Origin of the sequence: Methylomonas sp. EFPC1, from assembly GCF_016925515.1 — a bacterium.
GTDB classification, from domain to species: Bacteria; Pseudomonadota; Gammaproteobacteria; order Methylococcales; family Methylomonadaceae; genus Methylomonas; species Methylomonas defluvii.
In genome coordinates this window covers 4,671,911-4,688,200 of sequence record NZ_CP070494.1, presented here as the reverse complement: position 1 = coordinate 4,688,200, position 16,290 = coordinate 4,671,911, and the positions used below count along the sequence as shown (strand labels likewise).

General features: G+C 53.1%; 17 protein-coding genes and 1 other RNA gene. 5 read left to right on the top strand and 13 right to left on the bottom strand.

Features of this window, described 5'->3' with window-relative positions:
• Positions 1 to 15: 15 nt before the first annotated feature.
• The 7 genes from mtnC to JWZ98_RS21490 form a co-directional block, all read right to left on the bottom strand.
• Positions 16 to 690: an acireductone synthase gene (mtnC, locus tag JWZ98_RS21520; protein ID WP_205451832.1), complete on the bottom strand. Its 675-nt coding sequence runs from the start codon at positions 688 to 690 to the stop codon at positions 16 to 18.
• Entirely contained in the window at positions 687 to 1,244 is a 558-nt protein-coding gene (locus tag JWZ98_RS21515) for a cupin domain-containing protein (RefSeq protein WP_205451830.1), read from the bottom strand. The genes mtnC and JWZ98_RS21515 overlap by 4 nt, the downstream gene beginning before the upstream one ends.
• Positions 1,241 to 1,867 carry a methylthioribulose 1-phosphate dehydratase gene (locus JWZ98_RS21510; protein ID WP_033157485.1) on the bottom strand — a complete coding sequence of 209 codons (627 nt, stop codon included), beginning with the start codon at positions 1,865 to 1,867 and terminating at the stop codon, positions 1,241 to 1,243. The genes JWZ98_RS21515 and JWZ98_RS21510 overlap by 4 nt, the downstream gene beginning before the upstream one ends.
• A gap of 33 nt (positions 1,868 to 1,900) precedes the next feature.
• Positions 1,901 to 2,250, bottom strand: an RNA gene (gene rnpB / locus JWZ98_RS21505) — RNase P RNA component class A.
• A gap of 692 nt (positions 2,251 to 2,942) precedes the next feature.
• Entirely contained in the window at positions 2,943 to 3,491 is a 549-nt protein-coding gene (locus JWZ98_RS21500) for a hypothetical protein (RefSeq protein ID WP_129871318.1), read from the bottom strand.
• 58 nt (positions 3,492 to 3,549) lie between these two features.
• Complete coding sequence (locus JWZ98_RS21495; RefSeq protein WP_033158305.1) at positions 3,550 to 3,996, bottom strand: NfeD family protein; 447 nt, start codon at positions 3,994 to 3,996, stop codon at positions 3,550 to 3,552.
• Between the two features lie 2 nt (positions 3,997 to 3,998).
• Positions 3,999 to 4,919, bottom strand: coding sequence for an SPFH domain-containing protein (locus JWZ98_RS21490; protein WP_033158304.1), 921 nt, complete (start codon positions 4,917 to 4,919; stop codon positions 3,999 to 4,001).
• A gap of 101 nt (positions 4,920 to 5,020) precedes the next feature.
• Here JWZ98_RS21490 and JWZ98_RS21485 point away from each other — a divergent pair, with 101 nt between their 5' ends.
• Positions 5,021 to 5,284, top strand: coding sequence for a hypothetical protein (locus JWZ98_RS21485; RefSeq protein ID WP_033158303.1), 264 nt, complete (start codon positions 5,021 to 5,023; stop codon positions 5,282 to 5,284).
• A 109-nt stretch (positions 5,285 to 5,393) separates the two neighbouring features.
• On the opposite strand, the gene JWZ98_RS21480 is transcribed toward JWZ98_RS21485, so the two are convergent.
• Genes JWZ98_RS21480 through JWZ98_RS21470 form a run of 3 tightly spaced genes read right to left on the bottom strand, consistent with a single transcriptional unit; the run spans position 5,394 to position 9,198 of the window.
• Complete coding sequence (locus JWZ98_RS21480; protein WP_240348129.1) at positions 5,394 to 7,373, bottom strand: DUF3488 and DUF4129 domain-containing transglutaminase family protein; 1,980 nt, start codon at positions 7,371 to 7,373, stop codon at positions 5,394 to 5,396.
• Positions 7,346 to 8,296, bottom strand: coding sequence for a DUF58 domain-containing protein (locus JWZ98_RS21475; RefSeq protein WP_205451828.1), 951 nt, complete (start codon positions 8,294 to 8,296; stop codon positions 7,346 to 7,348). The genes JWZ98_RS21480 and JWZ98_RS21475 overlap by 28 nt, the downstream gene beginning before the upstream one ends.
• Entirely contained in the window at positions 8,293 to 9,198 is a 906-nt protein-coding gene (locus tag JWZ98_RS21470) for an AAA family ATPase (RefSeq protein ID WP_205451826.1), read from the bottom strand. The genes JWZ98_RS21475 and JWZ98_RS21470 overlap by 4 nt, the downstream gene beginning before the upstream one ends.
• A gap of 145 nt (positions 9,199 to 9,343) precedes the next feature.
• On the opposite strand from JWZ98_RS21470, the gene JWZ98_RS21465 reads away from it, so the two are divergent.
• The 4 genes from JWZ98_RS21465 to mltB all read left to right on the top strand — a co-directional run bounded on the left by JWZ98_RS21465 (position 9,344) and on the right by mltB (position 13,186).
• A complete protein-coding gene (locus JWZ98_RS21465) occupies positions 9,344 to 9,685 on the top strand; it encodes a TraR/DksA family transcriptional regulator (RefSeq protein WP_033158299.1) in 342 nt (113 codons plus the stop codon).
• Positions 9,686 to 9,801: 116 nt separating this feature from the next.
• Entirely contained in the window at positions 9,802 to 10,839 is a 1,038-nt protein-coding gene (locus JWZ98_RS21460; protein WP_101053853.1) for a type IV pilus twitching motility protein PilT, read from the top strand.
• A 14-nt stretch (positions 10,840 to 10,853) separates the two neighbouring features.
• Positions 10,854 to 11,987, top strand: a complete 1,134-nt coding sequence (locus JWZ98_RS21455; protein WP_171696916.1) for a PilT/PilU family type 4a pilus ATPase — start codon at positions 10,854 to 10,856, stop codon at positions 11,985 to 11,987.
• Positions 11,988 to 12,004: 17 nt separating this feature from the next.
• The gene (mltB, locus tag JWZ98_RS21450) at positions 12,005 to 13,186 is read left to right on the top strand and encodes a lytic murein transglycosylase B (RefSeq protein WP_205451825.1); all 1,182 of its coding nucleotides are present in this window, start codon (positions 12,005 to 12,007) and stop codon (positions 13,184 to 13,186) included.
• Between the two features lie 500 nt (positions 13,187 to 13,686).
• Here mltB and JWZ98_RS21445 read toward each other — a convergent pair whose 3' ends face one another.
• From JWZ98_RS21445 to JWZ98_RS21435, 3 genes are all read right to left on the bottom strand, one after another.
• Entirely contained in the window at positions 13,687 to 14,241 is a 555-nt protein-coding gene (locus tag JWZ98_RS21445; protein WP_129871319.1) for a hypothetical protein, read from the bottom strand.
• Between the two features lie 120 nt (positions 14,242 to 14,361).
• Positions 14,362 to 14,898 (bottom strand): transposase, encoded by a 537-nt coding sequence (locus JWZ98_RS21440; protein ID WP_205451823.1) that lies wholly within the window; start codon positions 14,896 to 14,898, stop codon positions 14,362 to 14,364.
• A 475-nt stretch (positions 14,899 to 15,373) separates the two neighbouring features.
• The gene (locus JWZ98_RS21435) at positions 15,374 to 16,270 is read right to left on the bottom strand and encodes an MBL fold metallo-hydrolase (protein ID WP_205451821.1); all 897 of its coding nucleotides are present in this window, start codon (positions 16,268 to 16,270) and stop codon (positions 15,374 to 15,376) included.
• Positions 16,271 to 16,290: the final 20 nt, after the last annotated feature.

The following is a 16,290-nucleotide window of genomic DNA, read 5'->3' as shown; positions in this document are numbered from 1 at the left end:
TAAGCAGTGCCGGGTTTACAGATGAATGCCGTCAAAATCGCTGACTTGCACATGTTCAGTGCCTGAGTCGGGATTCTGGTCGCGCACCAGCCAGCAAGTGGCGAAGCCGGCCTGGCGCGCGGCGTCTAATTCGTCTTTTATATCCGACAAGAACAGGATTTGTTCTGCCGGCAAGCCAAGCTCGGCGGCAATTCGCTCATACGATGTTGCCTCTTTCTTGCCACCGATGTGTGTATCGAAATAACCGGAAAATAAAGGGGTAAGATCGCCGAAGTCACTGTACCCGAACAACAGCTTTTGCGCCTGCACCGAGCCGGAGGAATAGACATAAAGCTTGTAGCCCAGGCCAAACCAGTTTCTCAAGTTGCGCACAGCGTCTTCATAGACATGGCCGGTGAAATCGCCGTTGCGATAGCCTTCCTGCCAGATCAAGCCTTGCAAGGATTTTAACGGCGTAATTTTTTGGTCGGTATCTATCCAGTGGATGAACTGCGCAATCAGTGCATCGTCATCGAGTGCACCGCCGGCTAACTGGTTGGCATCGGCCAATAATAGCTTGATCTCGGCTTGCTCTTGATGGCGGCTCACAAAATCCGGCAAGCGGGCGCGGGCGTACGGAAACAACACATCTTTGACGAACGACAATGACGATGTGGTTCCCTCAATGTCGGTAACGATAGCCTTGATCATAAGCTGGCGACGTATTGGTCCAGCGTCGGAAAACTTTCTGCAATCGGATTGCCGGTAAACTCCGCTACCCAACCGTCTTCGGTGGTGAACAAGCGTATGCATTTAAACGCCGGATTTTCCCCCATATCGAACCAATGCGTGGTATTGGCCGGCACGCTGATCAGATCGCCTTGCTCGCACAACACGGCATAAACTTGATCGCCGACGTGCAGATAAAACAGCCCTTTGCCTTCCACGAAGAAGCGTACTTCAAAATCGCTGTGGGTATGCTCGGCTAAAAACTTCTGCCGCAAGGCATCTTTATTGGGATGATCGGCGTTCAGGCTGATGACGTCCACCGATTGAAAGCCATATTCTTGTTTGAGTTTGTCTATCGAGCTTTGATAGGCCTTTAGTACCGCATCGGCATCATCCGTCTGCGAAAATTCGCAATCGGCCTGCCAGCGCTCGAACTGTACGCCTATGCCTTGCAGCTGCTCGGCGATGGCTGCAAAGTCGAGAAAGGTATGGCCTTGGTGCGGTTTATCGGCAGGGTAAAGGGTTAATGCGCTCATAATCGTGTTACTCCATGTAGGCGAATTTCAACGTCGAATAAAAATTCCAGGGCTTCCAGGTGGCGCAAGGCATCATCTACCGATGCGCCCCAAGTATAAAAACCGTGGCCGGCAATAATATAGCCGTAAACGTCGTGCGTGTGATGGTCCAGGTAATTGTCCACCTTGTCGGCCAACCGGGGAATGTCCTGATCGTTAGCAAAAATCGGGATGGAAATGCGGGTCTCATGGGTATTAATGCCGGCAAACGCCTTGAGCAGTTCGTAATCTTTCAGCACGATCTCATGCTTGAACAAGCGCGCCGTTAACGTGGCGTTGATCGAATGCGGATGCAGCACCGCCTGAACCTCCGGAAAACGTTGGTACAGCGAGGTGTGCAATAGCGTTTCCGCCGAAGGTTTCTTGCCGTCCAGGGAATGACCTTTGCTGTCGATCAACATGATGTCATCGGTTTGCAAGCGGCCTTTATGGCGGCCGGATACGGTAATCGCGATATTGCCGTCGCTGAGTTTAGCGGAGAAATTACCGCTGGTGGCGGGCACCCAGCCCTTGCCGTCGATGAAGCGGCCGGCGGCAATCAACTGATCTGCCTTGCGGAAAAATTCGTCGGTTTTTGCTGTCATGGAGTATTTTGCGGATTGCAAAAGAAAAAGAAGAGAAAGAGTTGGCCTGTAAGCCGGGTTCTGTCTTGAACAGCCATTCATCTAGGCGTCAGATCACTCTGACGCTCAAGCAATCTACCCAGGAGCAGCGCGGGCCACGCCAATGCTCCTCTATTTGATCTTGCTCCGGGTGGGGTTTACCCTGCCACACCTGTTACCAGTTGCGCGGTGCGCTCTTACCGCACCATTTCACCCTTACCGGGTTCCGAAAAACCAGGCGGTATATTTTCTGCGGCACTTTCCGTAGGCTCACGCCTCCCAGGCATTACCTGGCACCCTGCCCTATGGAGCCCGGACTTTCCTCCCTTTTATTTGCATAAAACGGCGACTGTTCGGCCAACTCTGCTGGGGATTATACAGGCAAAGCCGGGAAATAGGAGTAATTGCGCACTTTAGCTACTCAGAGAGGAATCAGACGGGATGTGATGGAGAGGTAGTCGCAAAATTCAAGTATTGGAGATCGAGAAAGTTTGCTTGATGTGTGATCTCATCTTACCCGAATGTGGGAATGCTCTAAAGGCTGGTGCTTCCGGCCAATTTGAATGTATAAGCCAATGACTACAACTTGGCTCAAATCCAACTAATAATGGTTTGGCTGGATCCATAGCCTAAATGCGTATCAAGCTTCAAATTACTGGACGGGGTTTTCTCCCGTATGCCGCGCTGAGTACCGGAGCTTTCGGCGGGATTAGCCCGTAGGGGCGACGCATGGATGCGGCGCGTTGACGAAGGGGCAGGAAGCCCCTTTCGTCAACCCCCGGCGAAAGCGAGGAACGCAGGGTGCAAGCGGCATCCGGGCCGCCTTTTCTTAGGATACTTTCTTTTGGCGGAGCACAAATTCGCCTGGAGCGAATTTGAACAGCCGGTAGGCTGGCCCGGAGGGCGAAAACCATGGACGGTTTTCGTAGCGAAAGTATCGCGGTTGTCGGTCCGCGAACCGACATTAAAACCAGCCGTCGAGCCAGCGACACATTATTTTGAAATACTTCAAATCCGCGTGGGCACGAAAACCGTGCCCACCCTACGAACTACGAAACTAGCCGGATGGCTCCGCATTTTTACCACCAAAAACGAACCGATTTCGATAGTCAAGTAGCCTTTGCCCGCGGTCTCGACACACATTAAGCATTTCATCATCTTCGATAGTAAAGACAATGGAAAAGGTTGATAGCTCTTTATACAACGGCTTGGTGTAAGGCAGCGATTGACCAAATTCGCCATCGATCTGAAAATGCACCGATGTCCTTGATAGATTCAAAACCATATCTATAGAGCAAATAAGAAAGGTCGAATGTCCTGAGTCGGTATCGGCTGCTGCGGCATAGCCTCGAAGACAATCCATTGACCCCAAGCGATCACCTTTGCAACTCAGACGAAATATTGGTTGTCTCCGGACTTCGTAGAGCCATCGCTCCAGAACATTAACATTGAATATCGAGAAATCAAATATGCCACCGTATGAGCTGGTATCTCCTGCGGGCCTAGAGATCGCAAAACTTGTCGGAGACAAGTGAACACTTGGGCTCTCGTAGGATAATTCGGGATGTTGATCGATAGTGACTTGACCAGTGACATCAGTTGACACTATTTCTTCCTCCTAAAATTGATTGCGGAATAAGCGGTAATTGGTCAGAGCAAGAAATTCACTCACAAACCTCCACCTCAAACACCGCCCCCTTCACCGCCACCACTTTCACCTTAGCCCCCAGCGGACTATCCTCCCCATGCACCTTCCAAACCGTGTCGTCGGCCTTAATCTTACCCTGACCATTCTCGATAGGCGCAATCAGAAAAAAAGTCCTACCAATATATTGAGCGCCACGCTGATTCAATAAAGGATGATCGGTGGCATCCACTGCGCGGGTGCGGGCGTATTTGCGCCAGCCCAATACCGACAACACCGCCAGTAAGGAAAACATCAATAACTGCACGTTGAACGGCGTGGCCGGCACTAACAGCACTACCGCGCCGACGATGAACGCCGACACCGCCAACCACAGAAAAAAGAAGCCGGTGACGACGATTTCCAAGGCCAAAAAGCCGACCGCCAGCACCCACCAGTACCAAAATACGATGTCTTGCTCCCCCATAATCAGGCCTTTTTGTTTAAGGCTTCTTTAGCCAGTTCGCCGATGCCGCCCAGCGCGCCGATGACGCTGGAGGCTTCCAGCGGCATGAAGATCAGTTTGCTGTTGTTGGCGGAGGCGACGTCTTTTAAAGACTCGATATATTTTTGCGCGACGAAGTAATTGATGGCCTGCACATCGCCTTTGGAGATGGCTTCCGACACCATCATCGTGGCGCGGGCTTCCGCTTCTGCCAGACGTTCGCGGGCTTCGGCGTCGCGGAATGCGGCTTCTTTGCGGCCTTCCGCATCCAAAATCGCACCTTGTTTCAAACCTTCGGCTTTCAGAATTTCCGCTTGCCGCAAGCCTTCGGCTTCCAGAATCTGTGCGCGTTTTTCCCGCTCAGCTTTCATTTGCCGGGCCATGGAATCGACCAAGTCCTTGGGCGGGGCGATGTCTTTGATTTCGATACGGGTGACTTTAATACCCCACGGCGAGGTGGCCTCGTCGACCACGTTCAGCAGCCGGGCATTGATTTCATCACGACGTGACAAGAGTTCGTCCAGGTCCATGGAACCCATCACGGTACGAATATTGGTCATCACCAAGTTGATGATTGCCACGTCCAGGAAATTGACTTCATACGCCGCTTTGGCGGCATCCATGATCTGGTAAAAAATCACCCCATCCACCCGCACCATGGCGTTGTCTTTGGTAATGACCTCTTGCGACGGCACGTCCAGCACCTGTTCCATCATATTCAGCTTGCGGCCGATGCGGTCGATGATAGGCATGATGATATTCAAGCCAGGCGTCAAAGTCGCGGTATATTTACCGAAGCGTTCGACGGTGTATTCCATGCCTTGCGGAACAGATTTGACGCTCATGAACACCATCAAAACCGCAAATACCAACAACATTATTGCGAATAAACCAAAGCCGCCCATAGCGCCTCCTAAATTATGAAAATGAATTGTGTATTGCCAACGGTCACGCGGCTAATAATAATGTATGTCTCTTTAACTTGCTGGAAACAGGGTTCCGATTCATGAATACTTTGATCTACTACAGTTTTAACGTGATGATTTTGGCGGCGATTATATTGGTCGTCGGCCTGATCAAACCCAAGTGGATACTGCTGTGGATGGACAAACCCGGTCGCCTGCCTATCATCGCGATTGCCGGCGCCATATTCATGGCCGGCGCGGTGATGTTCGGCGAAGGCAACAAACAAAAACAACAGGAACAAGCTGCGGCCGCGGCCAAGAATCCAGCCCTAAAAGGGGCTGAAGAAGTGCCGGATTTACATTAATCCGTCGCATAAATTCGCGCTGCAAATTTCGTTTTTTGCTTCCCTCACGCCAGCGCTCCCTGATGGCTATCAAGCATATATGCCGAAATTTGCGGTGGGAAAGGTATATTTAAACCCTAAAGCGCGCGACTAGTCCTTTTAGAACCTGCAAATCGCCGGCTTCGCTGTCGGCTTGGTAGCTTAAGCGAATATAAAGCGCGGTGATCCGCTCAATCGTTTCGGCCAAATCCGGGCGCAGTTTTTTGGCGCGCTCGGCGACGGTTTGGGGGCCGTCGCCAATTTCAACGCTTAATCCGGCTTTAGCCAACTTGGCGCAGAACTGGCGGTACAAGCGCAACGCCGGATCTTGGCGGCGCCGGTTAGGCCGCAACAAGCGCCAAGCCACGACACCACCGATACCGGCAACGCTAATCACCAGCCAATAGCCAAGCTTGACGAAATTATCGATGCCTAAGCTCTGTAAAAACGCTTTCTGATTAACCGTGTCATAGTTGATAACCCAGCGTTGCCAGTTGTAATCGACGCTTTGCCACAGTTGCCGGCCGCGTTGCAGCCAGGACAAGGTCTTGGCGTCGAGTTGCACCGGGCTGAAATTCACCGCGCCGCTGGCAATTTGTAAATCTACATTCACGCCGCGCTCGATGCGTTCCGGGGCGATGGCGGCGGTCGGATCGAATCTAACCCAGCCGCGTCCTTCCAACCAGGCTTCCGCCCAGGCATGGGCGTCGGCTTGCCTGATCTCCAGAAAGCCGCCGACTTCGTTGACCTGCCCACCTTGATAACCGCCCACCACCCGTGCCGGAATCTCCGCCACCCGTAGCAAATACACGAAGGCTGTGGCGTAATGGCTACAAAACCCGGCACGGCGCTCAAACAAAAACGTCTCGATGGGTTTATCCGGCATCGCTTCCGGGCTTAAGGTGTAATGAAAATTTTCCTGCCGGAAATATTGCAACAAATTGGCGATAAACAACTCGGGGCTTGCTGGCCGGCCTTGCAACTGCTTCACCAATTCGACGATTTTTTCCGACGGTTTGCCGGGTAGTTGCAAGCTTTCCCGACGCTCGGATTTACTGATGCCGCCGGTGTTATAGGCAGGCGACGAACTCAGCCGATACTCGGCGCGGTCGCCGGGGTTTTTATTAGTAATTAGCTGATACAGGCCATTGCGTCGCAAGCCGTCAAACTGGCTGGGCATCTCCAATGCGAATACCCAATTCTGTTTCTGTGGCTCCATCATCAGTGTGTAATCGTAAGCCGCGCCCGTGAAAACAGGTTGATCCGGATTGTTCTCCCGCCCTAACACCGGCGGCGCTCGCCAAGTGATGCCATCGGTATTGGCATACACCGGCCCGCGCCAATAACGCTGAGCGGGCGGCGGTAGGTCGCCGGTGAATTTGACACGGAACACCAGCTCCGGCGAAAGGCTTAATTCGGCAATCGAGCCGGGTTCCAAGGTATTACTCAGGCCGCTTTTGGCATGCGTATCATCGTCCAGCCAACTCCAGTGCGGCGCTTCCAGACGCGGAAACAACACAAACAACACCAGAGCCAGCGGCAGGCTTTGCAGAATAATCGCCGCCGAGGTTTTTAAGGCCGCCAGAGTTTGCGGCGCCTGGCTGTTTTGCGTAATCAAGGTAGCCAGCAAGACTCCGCACACCAGCAGGATATAAAGCGCCATCAAGATGCTTTCTTCGTACAAAAACTGCGTGACGGCGACGATGAAAGCCAGATAAACGATCACATACACATCGCGCTTACCGTGAATTTCCAGCAACTTCAAACCCAGTGCCACCACGAACAAACCGGTGCCGGCATCGCGACCGAATACCGAGTGTTGCTGGCTGTAAAGCAAACCAATGCCCGCCAACATCAATAAAAATACTGTAAGCCGGTTGGGTAAATACTTCGGCCGCCACACGCCGAGCAAACGCCACAGCAACAGAAGCGAGAAAAAGCCGAACAATAGGGACGGAATATGCCAGGCATGCGGCAACGTGATCAGCCCTATCGAGCCGAGCATAAACAACATCAAGCGCGTGGAGGGCAGAAACGGCATACTCAAAACAGCGCCAGGGCTTGCAGACATTGTCGATAATGCGCAACGCCGCTGTCCGGCGGCAGACGCAAGCCAGGTAGCACCAATCCGTAACGCAAACCAGCCTGTTCGGCATCCACCAGCCAGCGGCATAACTGACTGATGCGCTCTTCCAGATGATGGCCGGGCGCTTGTTGATAATCCAGCCACAACTCGCTGGAACTGGCACCGGCGTAATATTTACTGTGCACTCCCTGGCCTTTGGCGAAGGCTTTCCAATGAATTTGCCTGATCGCGTCGCCCCGCTGATAGGCCCTTACCCCATCAAACTCGTCGCCGCTGCGGCGGTTTTGGCCGGGCTTATCTTGACCGCCGTCGCTATCCGGAAACGGCAGTAGTTTGCTGGCCGGCTTGGGATACACCAGCAGCGGGCTATCGAAACGTAGTGGCGCCCAAGCCCGAAATAAACCCAAGGGGTAGGTGCTGGAAAGGGTCAGTGTACCCGGCAACTGCCAGCCACGTTGCCGGGTGGGTTGATATAGCGTCACCGTTTGGGTTTGCTCGGCGGCCAAGTTTATGGATAACTCAGATTGCAAAGCCAAATCCAAAGCAAAGCGCGGCTGCGAGCCCGGATTGCTGATCTGGAAATTAAACGGCCCGGCCTGGCCGGCAAACACCGCGTGCTGCCGGGCCGGCTGAATCGTTAATCCGGCCAAGGCTTTGAAACTGTGCAGGATGGTCACGAAAAAGATGCTGGCTAGTAAAAACCCAAGTAAATAGGCCAGATTATTGTTGTAGACAAAGCCGATCAGTACCAGCAACAGAATCAACAACACAAAAGCCAAGCCGCGTCGCGTCGGTAAAATAAACACCCGTCGCTGCGTCAACACAATCGGTTCTGCGGTCGGCGCCTCGCCGGTAAAAAAGCGCGATAGTTTAAAGCGCTGCTTTAAGGATAAGGCCGCTTCGCTCAAAGTACCGGTACGTGCTTGAGAATGGGCGCGACGATGGCCGCCGAATCATTGGCGCCCACGTTTAAACGATGCCCGGCCACTGCCGGCAAAACCGCTTGCAGATCTTCAGGCAACACGGCCTTGCGCTTGTCGATAAGCGCCCATGCCTTGGCGGCGGCCAGCAAACCCAGTCCGGCCCGCGGCGACAAACCGCTGGCAAAGTCCGTGGATTGGCGGCTGAACGCCAGAATGGCTTGCAGATAATCCAGCAAGGCCGGCGACACATGCACCTGATCCGCCGCCTGTTGCAAATCGGCCAATTGCGCGGGCAGTAAGGCCACCGGCAACTCTTCGATCAATACATGCCGGGGTTGACCGCTCAGCAATTCCCGTTCGGCTTGCCGGCTGGGGTAACCCAACTCGATACGCATCAAAAAACGGTCTACTTGCGATTCCGGTAACGGGAAGGTGCCAATCTGATGCGCCGGATTTTGGGTAGCGATGACGAAAAACGGTTGCGGCAAGGGGTAAGTCCGGCCTTCGACGGTTACTTGCCGTTCTTCCATCGCTTCCAACAAGGCACTTTGTGCCTTGGGCGTGGCTCGATTGATCTCGTCGGCCAGGATCATTTGTTTGAAAATCGGCCCCGGATGAAAGCTGAAGAGCTGTTGATGGGCATCGAATACCGACGAACCGACGATGTCGGCCGGTAAAATATCGCTGGTGAATTGAATCCGCTGATATTCCAGACCAAACAAGCGCGCCAGAGTGTGGGAGAGGGTGGTTTTGCCGACACCGGGAATGTCCTCGATCAGCAAATGCCCCCTGGCCAACAGGCAGCACACCGCCAGACGAATTTGGGGTTGTTTACCGAGAATGACTTGATTGGCGGCGGCGAGTAAGCGATCGAGAGCAAGGTCCATTGTGCAAAAAACAAGAAATGTCGATGACTCGAGTATAGATCAGCTTGGTTGCACCTGCTATCGGCTTCATTGTATAAACCAGGGATTGACATCCGGCCGACAGAAGCCGGTTATTAAACCATGCAGCCCTGCTGCGGAGAGTACCATGAAAGACTATACCGATGTACGCGACCAACTATTGAATATGCTGGAAGACCTGGACGACAGGCTGGGAAAAATCACCGAAGACGTCAGACACACCGACAAACCGCTGGCCCAGGACTTTTCCGAGCAGGCCGTCGAAACCGAAAATGACGAAGTATTGGACGCCTTGGGCAATGCTACGCGCGATGAAGTCGAAAAAATCAAACAAGCCATTTCCCGCATCGATGCCGGTACCTACGGCATTTGCCTGAGTTGCGGCGAACCCATAAAAAAGGAACGCTTGGCTGCGGTGCCGTATGCCAATCAATGTATACACTGCGCCGAAAAAAGCCAACACCGCTAGGCCGATCCACCACTTACCAGCATAAGGGTTGCTGCCATGCAGGAATAAGCCGGCCGGTTTTGAATTGTGTACTATCCTTGCCGACGATCATTCCTTTTATTGTTGGGACATAAATCATGGATATCGCCGAACTCTTGACCTTTTCCGTCAAAAACAAAGCCTCCGACTTGCATCTTTCCGCCGGCCTGCCGCCGATGATTCGGGTGGACGGCGACATCCGCCGCATCAATATCCCGTCCTTGAATCACAAAGAAGTCCACGCGCTGATTTACGATATCATGAACGACAAGCAGCGCCGCGATTACGAAGAGTTTCTGGAAACCGACTTCTCGTTCGCGCTGCCCGGCGTGGCGCGCTTCCGGGTCAACGCCTTCAATCAGGATAGAGGCGCCGGCGCGGTATTCCGGACCATTCCGTCCAAGGTGTTAACCCTGGAAGACCTGGACGCGCCGAAATTTTTCGCGGAACTGTGTACCAAGCCGCGCGGCCTGATTCTGGTGACCGGTCCGACCGGTTCCGGTAAATCCACCACGCTGGCGGCGATGGTGAATCACATTAATACCAACGATTACGCACATATCCTGACCGTCGAAGACCCTATCGAGTTTGTCCACGAAAGCCAGAAATGCTTGATCAACCAGCGCGAAGTACATCGCGATACCTTAGGTTTCAACGAAGCCTTGCGCTCGGCATTACGGGAAGACCCGGACATCATTCTGGTGGGTGAGATGCGGGATTTGGAAACCATCCGCCTGGCATTGACCGCCGCGGAAACCGGTCACTTGGTATTCGGCACGCTGCATACCACCTCGGCCGCCAAAACCATAGACCGGATTATCGACGTATTCCCTGCGGCGGAAAAAGACATGATCCGGGCGATGTTGTCCGAATCTTTGCAGGCGGTTATCTCGCAAACGCTATTGAAAAAAGTCGGCGGCGGCCGGATTGCCGCGCACGAAATCATGGTCGGTACGCCGGCCATCCGTAACCTGATTCGCGAAGCCAAGGTAGCGCAGATGTATTCCGCGATCCAAACCGGCCGCAAGGACGGCATGCAGACCCTGGACCAAAATCTGAAGGAGTTGGTCGATAAAGGCCTAATTACTGCGAAAGGCGCGATGGTTAAAGCTGTCAACAAAGACATGTTCCGTTAATTTTAGGAGGCGTCATGGACTTTAAAGCCCTATTGGCCCTGATGGTGGAAAAGAAAGCGTCCGACTTGTTTATCACTGCCGGCCGGCCGCCGTCGATGAAAGTCAACGGCAAGGTCGTCGAAGTGTCCAAAACCGTTTTAACCAGCGAACAGACCATGATGCTGGTGCTCAGCATTATGTCGCAGCGCCAACGCGACGAGTTTGAAAACACTCACGAATGCCAGTTTGCCTTAAGCGCCCACAGTTTGGGCCGGTTCCGGGTCAGCGCCTTCACCCAACGCGACTCGGCCGGCATGGTGTTACGCCGCATCGAAACCACCATCCCCAGCGCCGAGGAATTGCACCTGCCGCCGGTGTTGAAAGAACTGATCATGTACAAGCGCGGTCTGGTGATGTTTGTCGGTGCCACCGGTACCGGTAAATCCACCTCGCTGGCGGCCTTGATTCGGCACCGCAACGAAAACAGTAGCGGCCACATCATTTCCATTGAAGACCCTATCGAGTTTATCCATCCGCACAAGGGCTGCATCATTACCCAGCGCGAAGTGGGCCTGGATACCGAATCGTTCGAAGTGGCTTTAAAAAACACCCTGCGGCAAGCGCCGGATGTGATTCTGATCGGTGAGGTCAGGAGCCGGGAAACCATGCAACACGCCATCACCTTCGCGGAAACCGGCCACCTGTGCGTTTGCACCTTGCACGCTAATAACGCCAACCAGGCCATCGACCGCATCCTGCATTTTTTTCCGGAAGAAATGCACAGCCAGCTGTTCATGGATTTGTCTTTGAACTTGCGCGGTATCGTCGCCCAACAATTGATTCAGCGCGCCGACGGCAAGGGCCGCTACCCGGCTATTGAGATTTTGCTGAATACCCCGCTGGCATCAGACATGATCCGCAAGGGCGAAGTACACAAATTAAAAGAACTGATGAAAAGCTCCCGCGAGCATGGCATGCAGACTTTCGACCAAGCGCTTTACGATCTGTATACGGCGGGTAAAATTGGTTACGATGACGCCTTGCACGCTGCCGACTCCCGCAACGAGGTGCGCCTGATGATTAAACTGGGGGCCGAGAACGTCAACTTCGAAACCGCCGGCATGACCCTGGCCGAAAACGACGACGAGGGAGGCAGTCTTTTTAAATAGCCCTGGATATAACTCGTTTGTATACATTTAGTACTAGTAAAGTCTCGCTACAAAACGCCGGTTCGGCACTGTTAATTGCACTTCTGGTGGGTTGCGCCTCGCAGCCGCCCGCCGGCGATAAAGCCAATAATCGCGTCCGCACACCCACCCAACAAACCGCGCCCAACCAGTCGCGCCAGGCTACGCCGGACTTACGGCCGTTCGCCAGCGTCGGCGCTTATCATGCCACGGCAGTTAGCGGCGATTACGCCGGCTATCCGGCCCTGAACCAGTTCATCGAACAAATGGTGCAGAAGCACGGTTTCAACCGCGAATATCTGCAAGGCCTGTTTTCGCAAGCCAAACGCAAGCAATGGACGTTGGATTATCTGGCCAAATCCGATCAGGGCATGAAAGGTAAACCCAGCAAAGGCGGCTGGACCCGCTACCGCGCGCAATTTCTGGACGACCGGCATATCAACGCCGGCATCAGCTTCTGGCAACAACATCACGCGGCCCTACAACGCGCCAGCCAGCAATACGGCGTGCCGGCCGAATACATCCTGGGCATCATGGCGGTGGAAACCACCTTTGGTAGCTTCGTCGGTAATCATAGAATCATCGACGCCCTGACGACATTGGGTTTTGATTACCAGCGGCGTGGCGAATATTTCCGCAGCGAACTGGAAAATTTTCTGGTGATGAGCCGTAGCGAGGGCCTGGACCCCGGCAAACCGGTCGGCTCCTTCGCCGGCGCAATGGGCCTGGGCCAATTCATGCCCGGCAGTTTTTTGCAATGGGCGGTGGACTTTAACGGCGACGGCCGCCGCGACCTGTGGAATCCGGAGGACGTGATCGGCAGCGTGGCCAATTATTTTGCTCAGCACGGCTGGCAAGCCGGTCAACCCATCGTCTCGGCCACACGCGGCAGCTTCCATGGCATCGACAGCCTGGAACCCGGCGCGGACCATGCTTATTCTTTGGATACCTTGGTTAAAGCAGGTGTGGAACCGGCTGACACATGTGCTTGCGATTATCCGTTGCGGCTGTTGTTGCTCAGGCATCAAAGCAAAGACGAATACTTGCTGGGACATCCTAACTTTTATGCGATTACCCGCTACAACCAGAGCACGCACTATGCGATGGCGGTGCATGAGTTGGCGTTGGCGATTAAGAGGGGGTATCAGAGGGTGGCTGTTAATCGGTCTGATGCTGGGTAGGATTTTTGTGTCGCTGGCGCGACGGCTTGATTTAATGTCGGTTCTTGGACCGACAACCGAGATACTTTTCTTTGCTTGTCCAAAGAAAAGTATCCAAAAGAAAAGACACCCGGATGCCGCTTTGATCCTCCGCTCCTCGCTTTTGAACGGGGTTGCCGAAAGGGGCTTCCTGCCCCTTCGGCAACGCGATGCATCCCTGCATCGCCCCTGCGGGCTATTCCGCTCAAAAGCTCCGGTGCTCGGCGCGGCATACGGGAACAAAACCATCCCGATTTCACGATACCCCGTAGGTACGATTAGCGGAGCGTAATCGTACGCAAGACTCACATCCCCCCGATTACGCTTCGCTAATCGGGGCTACGATGCTATAGATAAGTGTCAATCCTTTAGTCTCCATCGGGTAAAACCAGCTGGATTTAATGAGTTGGCCTTTTTGGTCATCGGTTACCGTTGTCATAGTTTTCCGCTGTTTGTATGTAAGTTAAAATTTAAAGTAAGCTTCATGGTTCCATGTATTTTCTAAGGCCCTGTAAATCATCGGGTATATTGGATACATTGGTGCCACATTCATCTTGATTGTTTTCACCGCAAAGCAATTGTTTTAGATTGCTATATTTACTCATTTTTTTTTCAAAAAATTGAAAAAAAATAGAGTCTTGAATAGTAATATTAATGAATTTATCTTTATAGGCGATAAAAACACGCCAAGGTACACTTACACTTTCCTTTGCCCGCTCAAGCTTTTTTGAGGCATCAAATGGAAGCGATAAAAATACATCCACCAGTTCATTCAACTGCTCTGCTGTCATCTGTGCATAGCGGTCTTCGGATTCACTACCAAAATCAGTTTTGTTGCGGTGAAAATGGACTTTGCCATCGGGATATATTTTGATAACGGAAGTAGGAACGCCGCCCCAGGTATGCGTCAACTCGAAAACAGGCTCGGGATTAGTTTCTGCCAAGCTGTTTTGGCATGACAATAAGGTGAAACAGAAGGCTGCAAGGCGCAATAACCAACAGGCATTGCGCTGTATTTTCAAACTATTCAAAATCATATAAAACTCCATCAATTACCGTTATCACGCGCAATAGGGGCCAGGTCTTGCATTAACGCATTATTATTATCTCGTTCCCACGCGCCGCGTGGGAATGCAAACCAGCCGCGCTGCGGTCAGCTAAAACCAATCCCGATTAACAGGCAATAATCCATCCTGCCCCGCATAATTCCGGGCACTTGAATAACGCCAATGCTCCGGTAAATCGACATAGCCGCGTTTGACCGGATTCAGGTGGATATAGTCCAATTTCTGCCGCAAGACGTCGGGACTATCGATCATCTGCGGATGGCTACCTTCTTCCCACAACTGATAATCCCTGTCGGTTTTATGCACCTTGCGAAACCAGTTCAATTGTTTCAATAAGCGCTCAGCATTAACGGCTTGCAAATAATCGATTAGCTGGCGCGCGGTGTATGATTTGAAGTGGGCCAATTGATGGGGTAAATCGTCAACTTGTACCAGCAAATGCAAGTGATTTTCCAAAATGACGTAGCCGTAAATTCGCCAATTGTGCTGCTGTTGACGGTAAATCAAGGCGTCCAGCACGATTTGCACGGTAGCCGGGCGCGTGAATAACGGTATCCAGTTCAGTACGGTGCAGGTTATAAAATGTGGGTGTTGGGATTGGAGAATGCGGTAACGACTACGGCCCATGGGTTTGACCTCGTTTGATAGCTTGGTCTAATGTTACCGCTGGCGCGGTTAGTCTGCATTCCCACGCGGCGCGTGGGAACGAGGAAATACTAAATAACATCCAAATCAAGGGACGGTTTTCTCCCGTATACCGCGCCGAGCACCGCAGCTTTTGAACGGAGCAGCCCGTAGGGGCGATGCATGGATACATCGCGTTGCCGAAGGGGCAGGAAGCCCCTTTCGGCGACCCCGTTCAAAAGCGAGGAGCACAGGGAATAAGCGGCATCCGGGTGGCCTTTTCTTTGGATACTTTCTTTTGGCGAAGCACAAATTCGCCGGGAGCGAATTTGAACAGCCGTCAGGCTGGCCCGAAGGGCAAAAACCAGGGATGGTTTTCGTAGCGAAAGTATCTCGGCTGTCGGGCCGAGACCCGACTTACAAATAACCCGTCGCGCTAGCGACACAAAACACGGACTCCAGCAAAATCAGGCCTAACTTATTCGGACTGACCAGAGTCATCCAACAACTCAAACTCCTCCCCCTCCCGAGCCAAACAAACCGAAACCTCACCAGCCTGCAACAGCGATGCAAAAATCGCCTCCAAATCAGCATCACTCCGCGTCGGCTCGTGGTGCGTCAAAAATAAGCGTTTAGCGCCCGCCTGGGCCGCGAAATTCATCGCCGAACGATAAGTGCCGTGGCCCCAACCATGCCGGTTGGCGTATTCGGCGTCGGTGTAGGAGCTGTCCATAATCAACGCATCGACCCCGGCCATGGCCGCAATCACTTCTTCGTGCTTTTGCTCGATCAGCTCCTGCATCGCCGGGTAGCCTGGATGACTGGATTCATAAGGATTGAGCTGCGGCTCGTAATCGCCGGTGAAAAACAAGGAGCTGCCATCGGCGTCATCCAGGCGGTACCCAAAATTATAAACAGGGTGATTCAGCACCGTCGGTGTCACCCGCACGCTACCCACGGTAATCGGCGCGCCGGCTTTCAGTGTGAAATAACGCACCTCGGCCTTTAATTGCGCTTCGCTGATCGGAAAATAGCTGTGCTGCAACTGCACATGCATCGCTCGCTCGATGCCTTGATGCGTCAAAGGTTCCAGTCCTCCGTAGATGTTGATGATGTTGCCGGATTTGAACATCGGCAGGAAAAACGGTAGGCCTTGAATATGGTCCCAATGGGTATGGGTAATCAGGATATGCGCTGTCAACGCTTGTTGGGGCAAGCTCTGCGCCAGCGCGTGGATACCGGTGCCGGCATCCAGAATAATTAAATCGCCGGCGCTGCTGGTGACTTCGATACAGGTGGTGTTACCGCCGTATTTGACGGTGGTCGGTCCCGGCGTGGCAATCGAGCCGCGCACTCCCCAGAACTTGAATTTCATGGCCCAATAGCCTCAGCAAT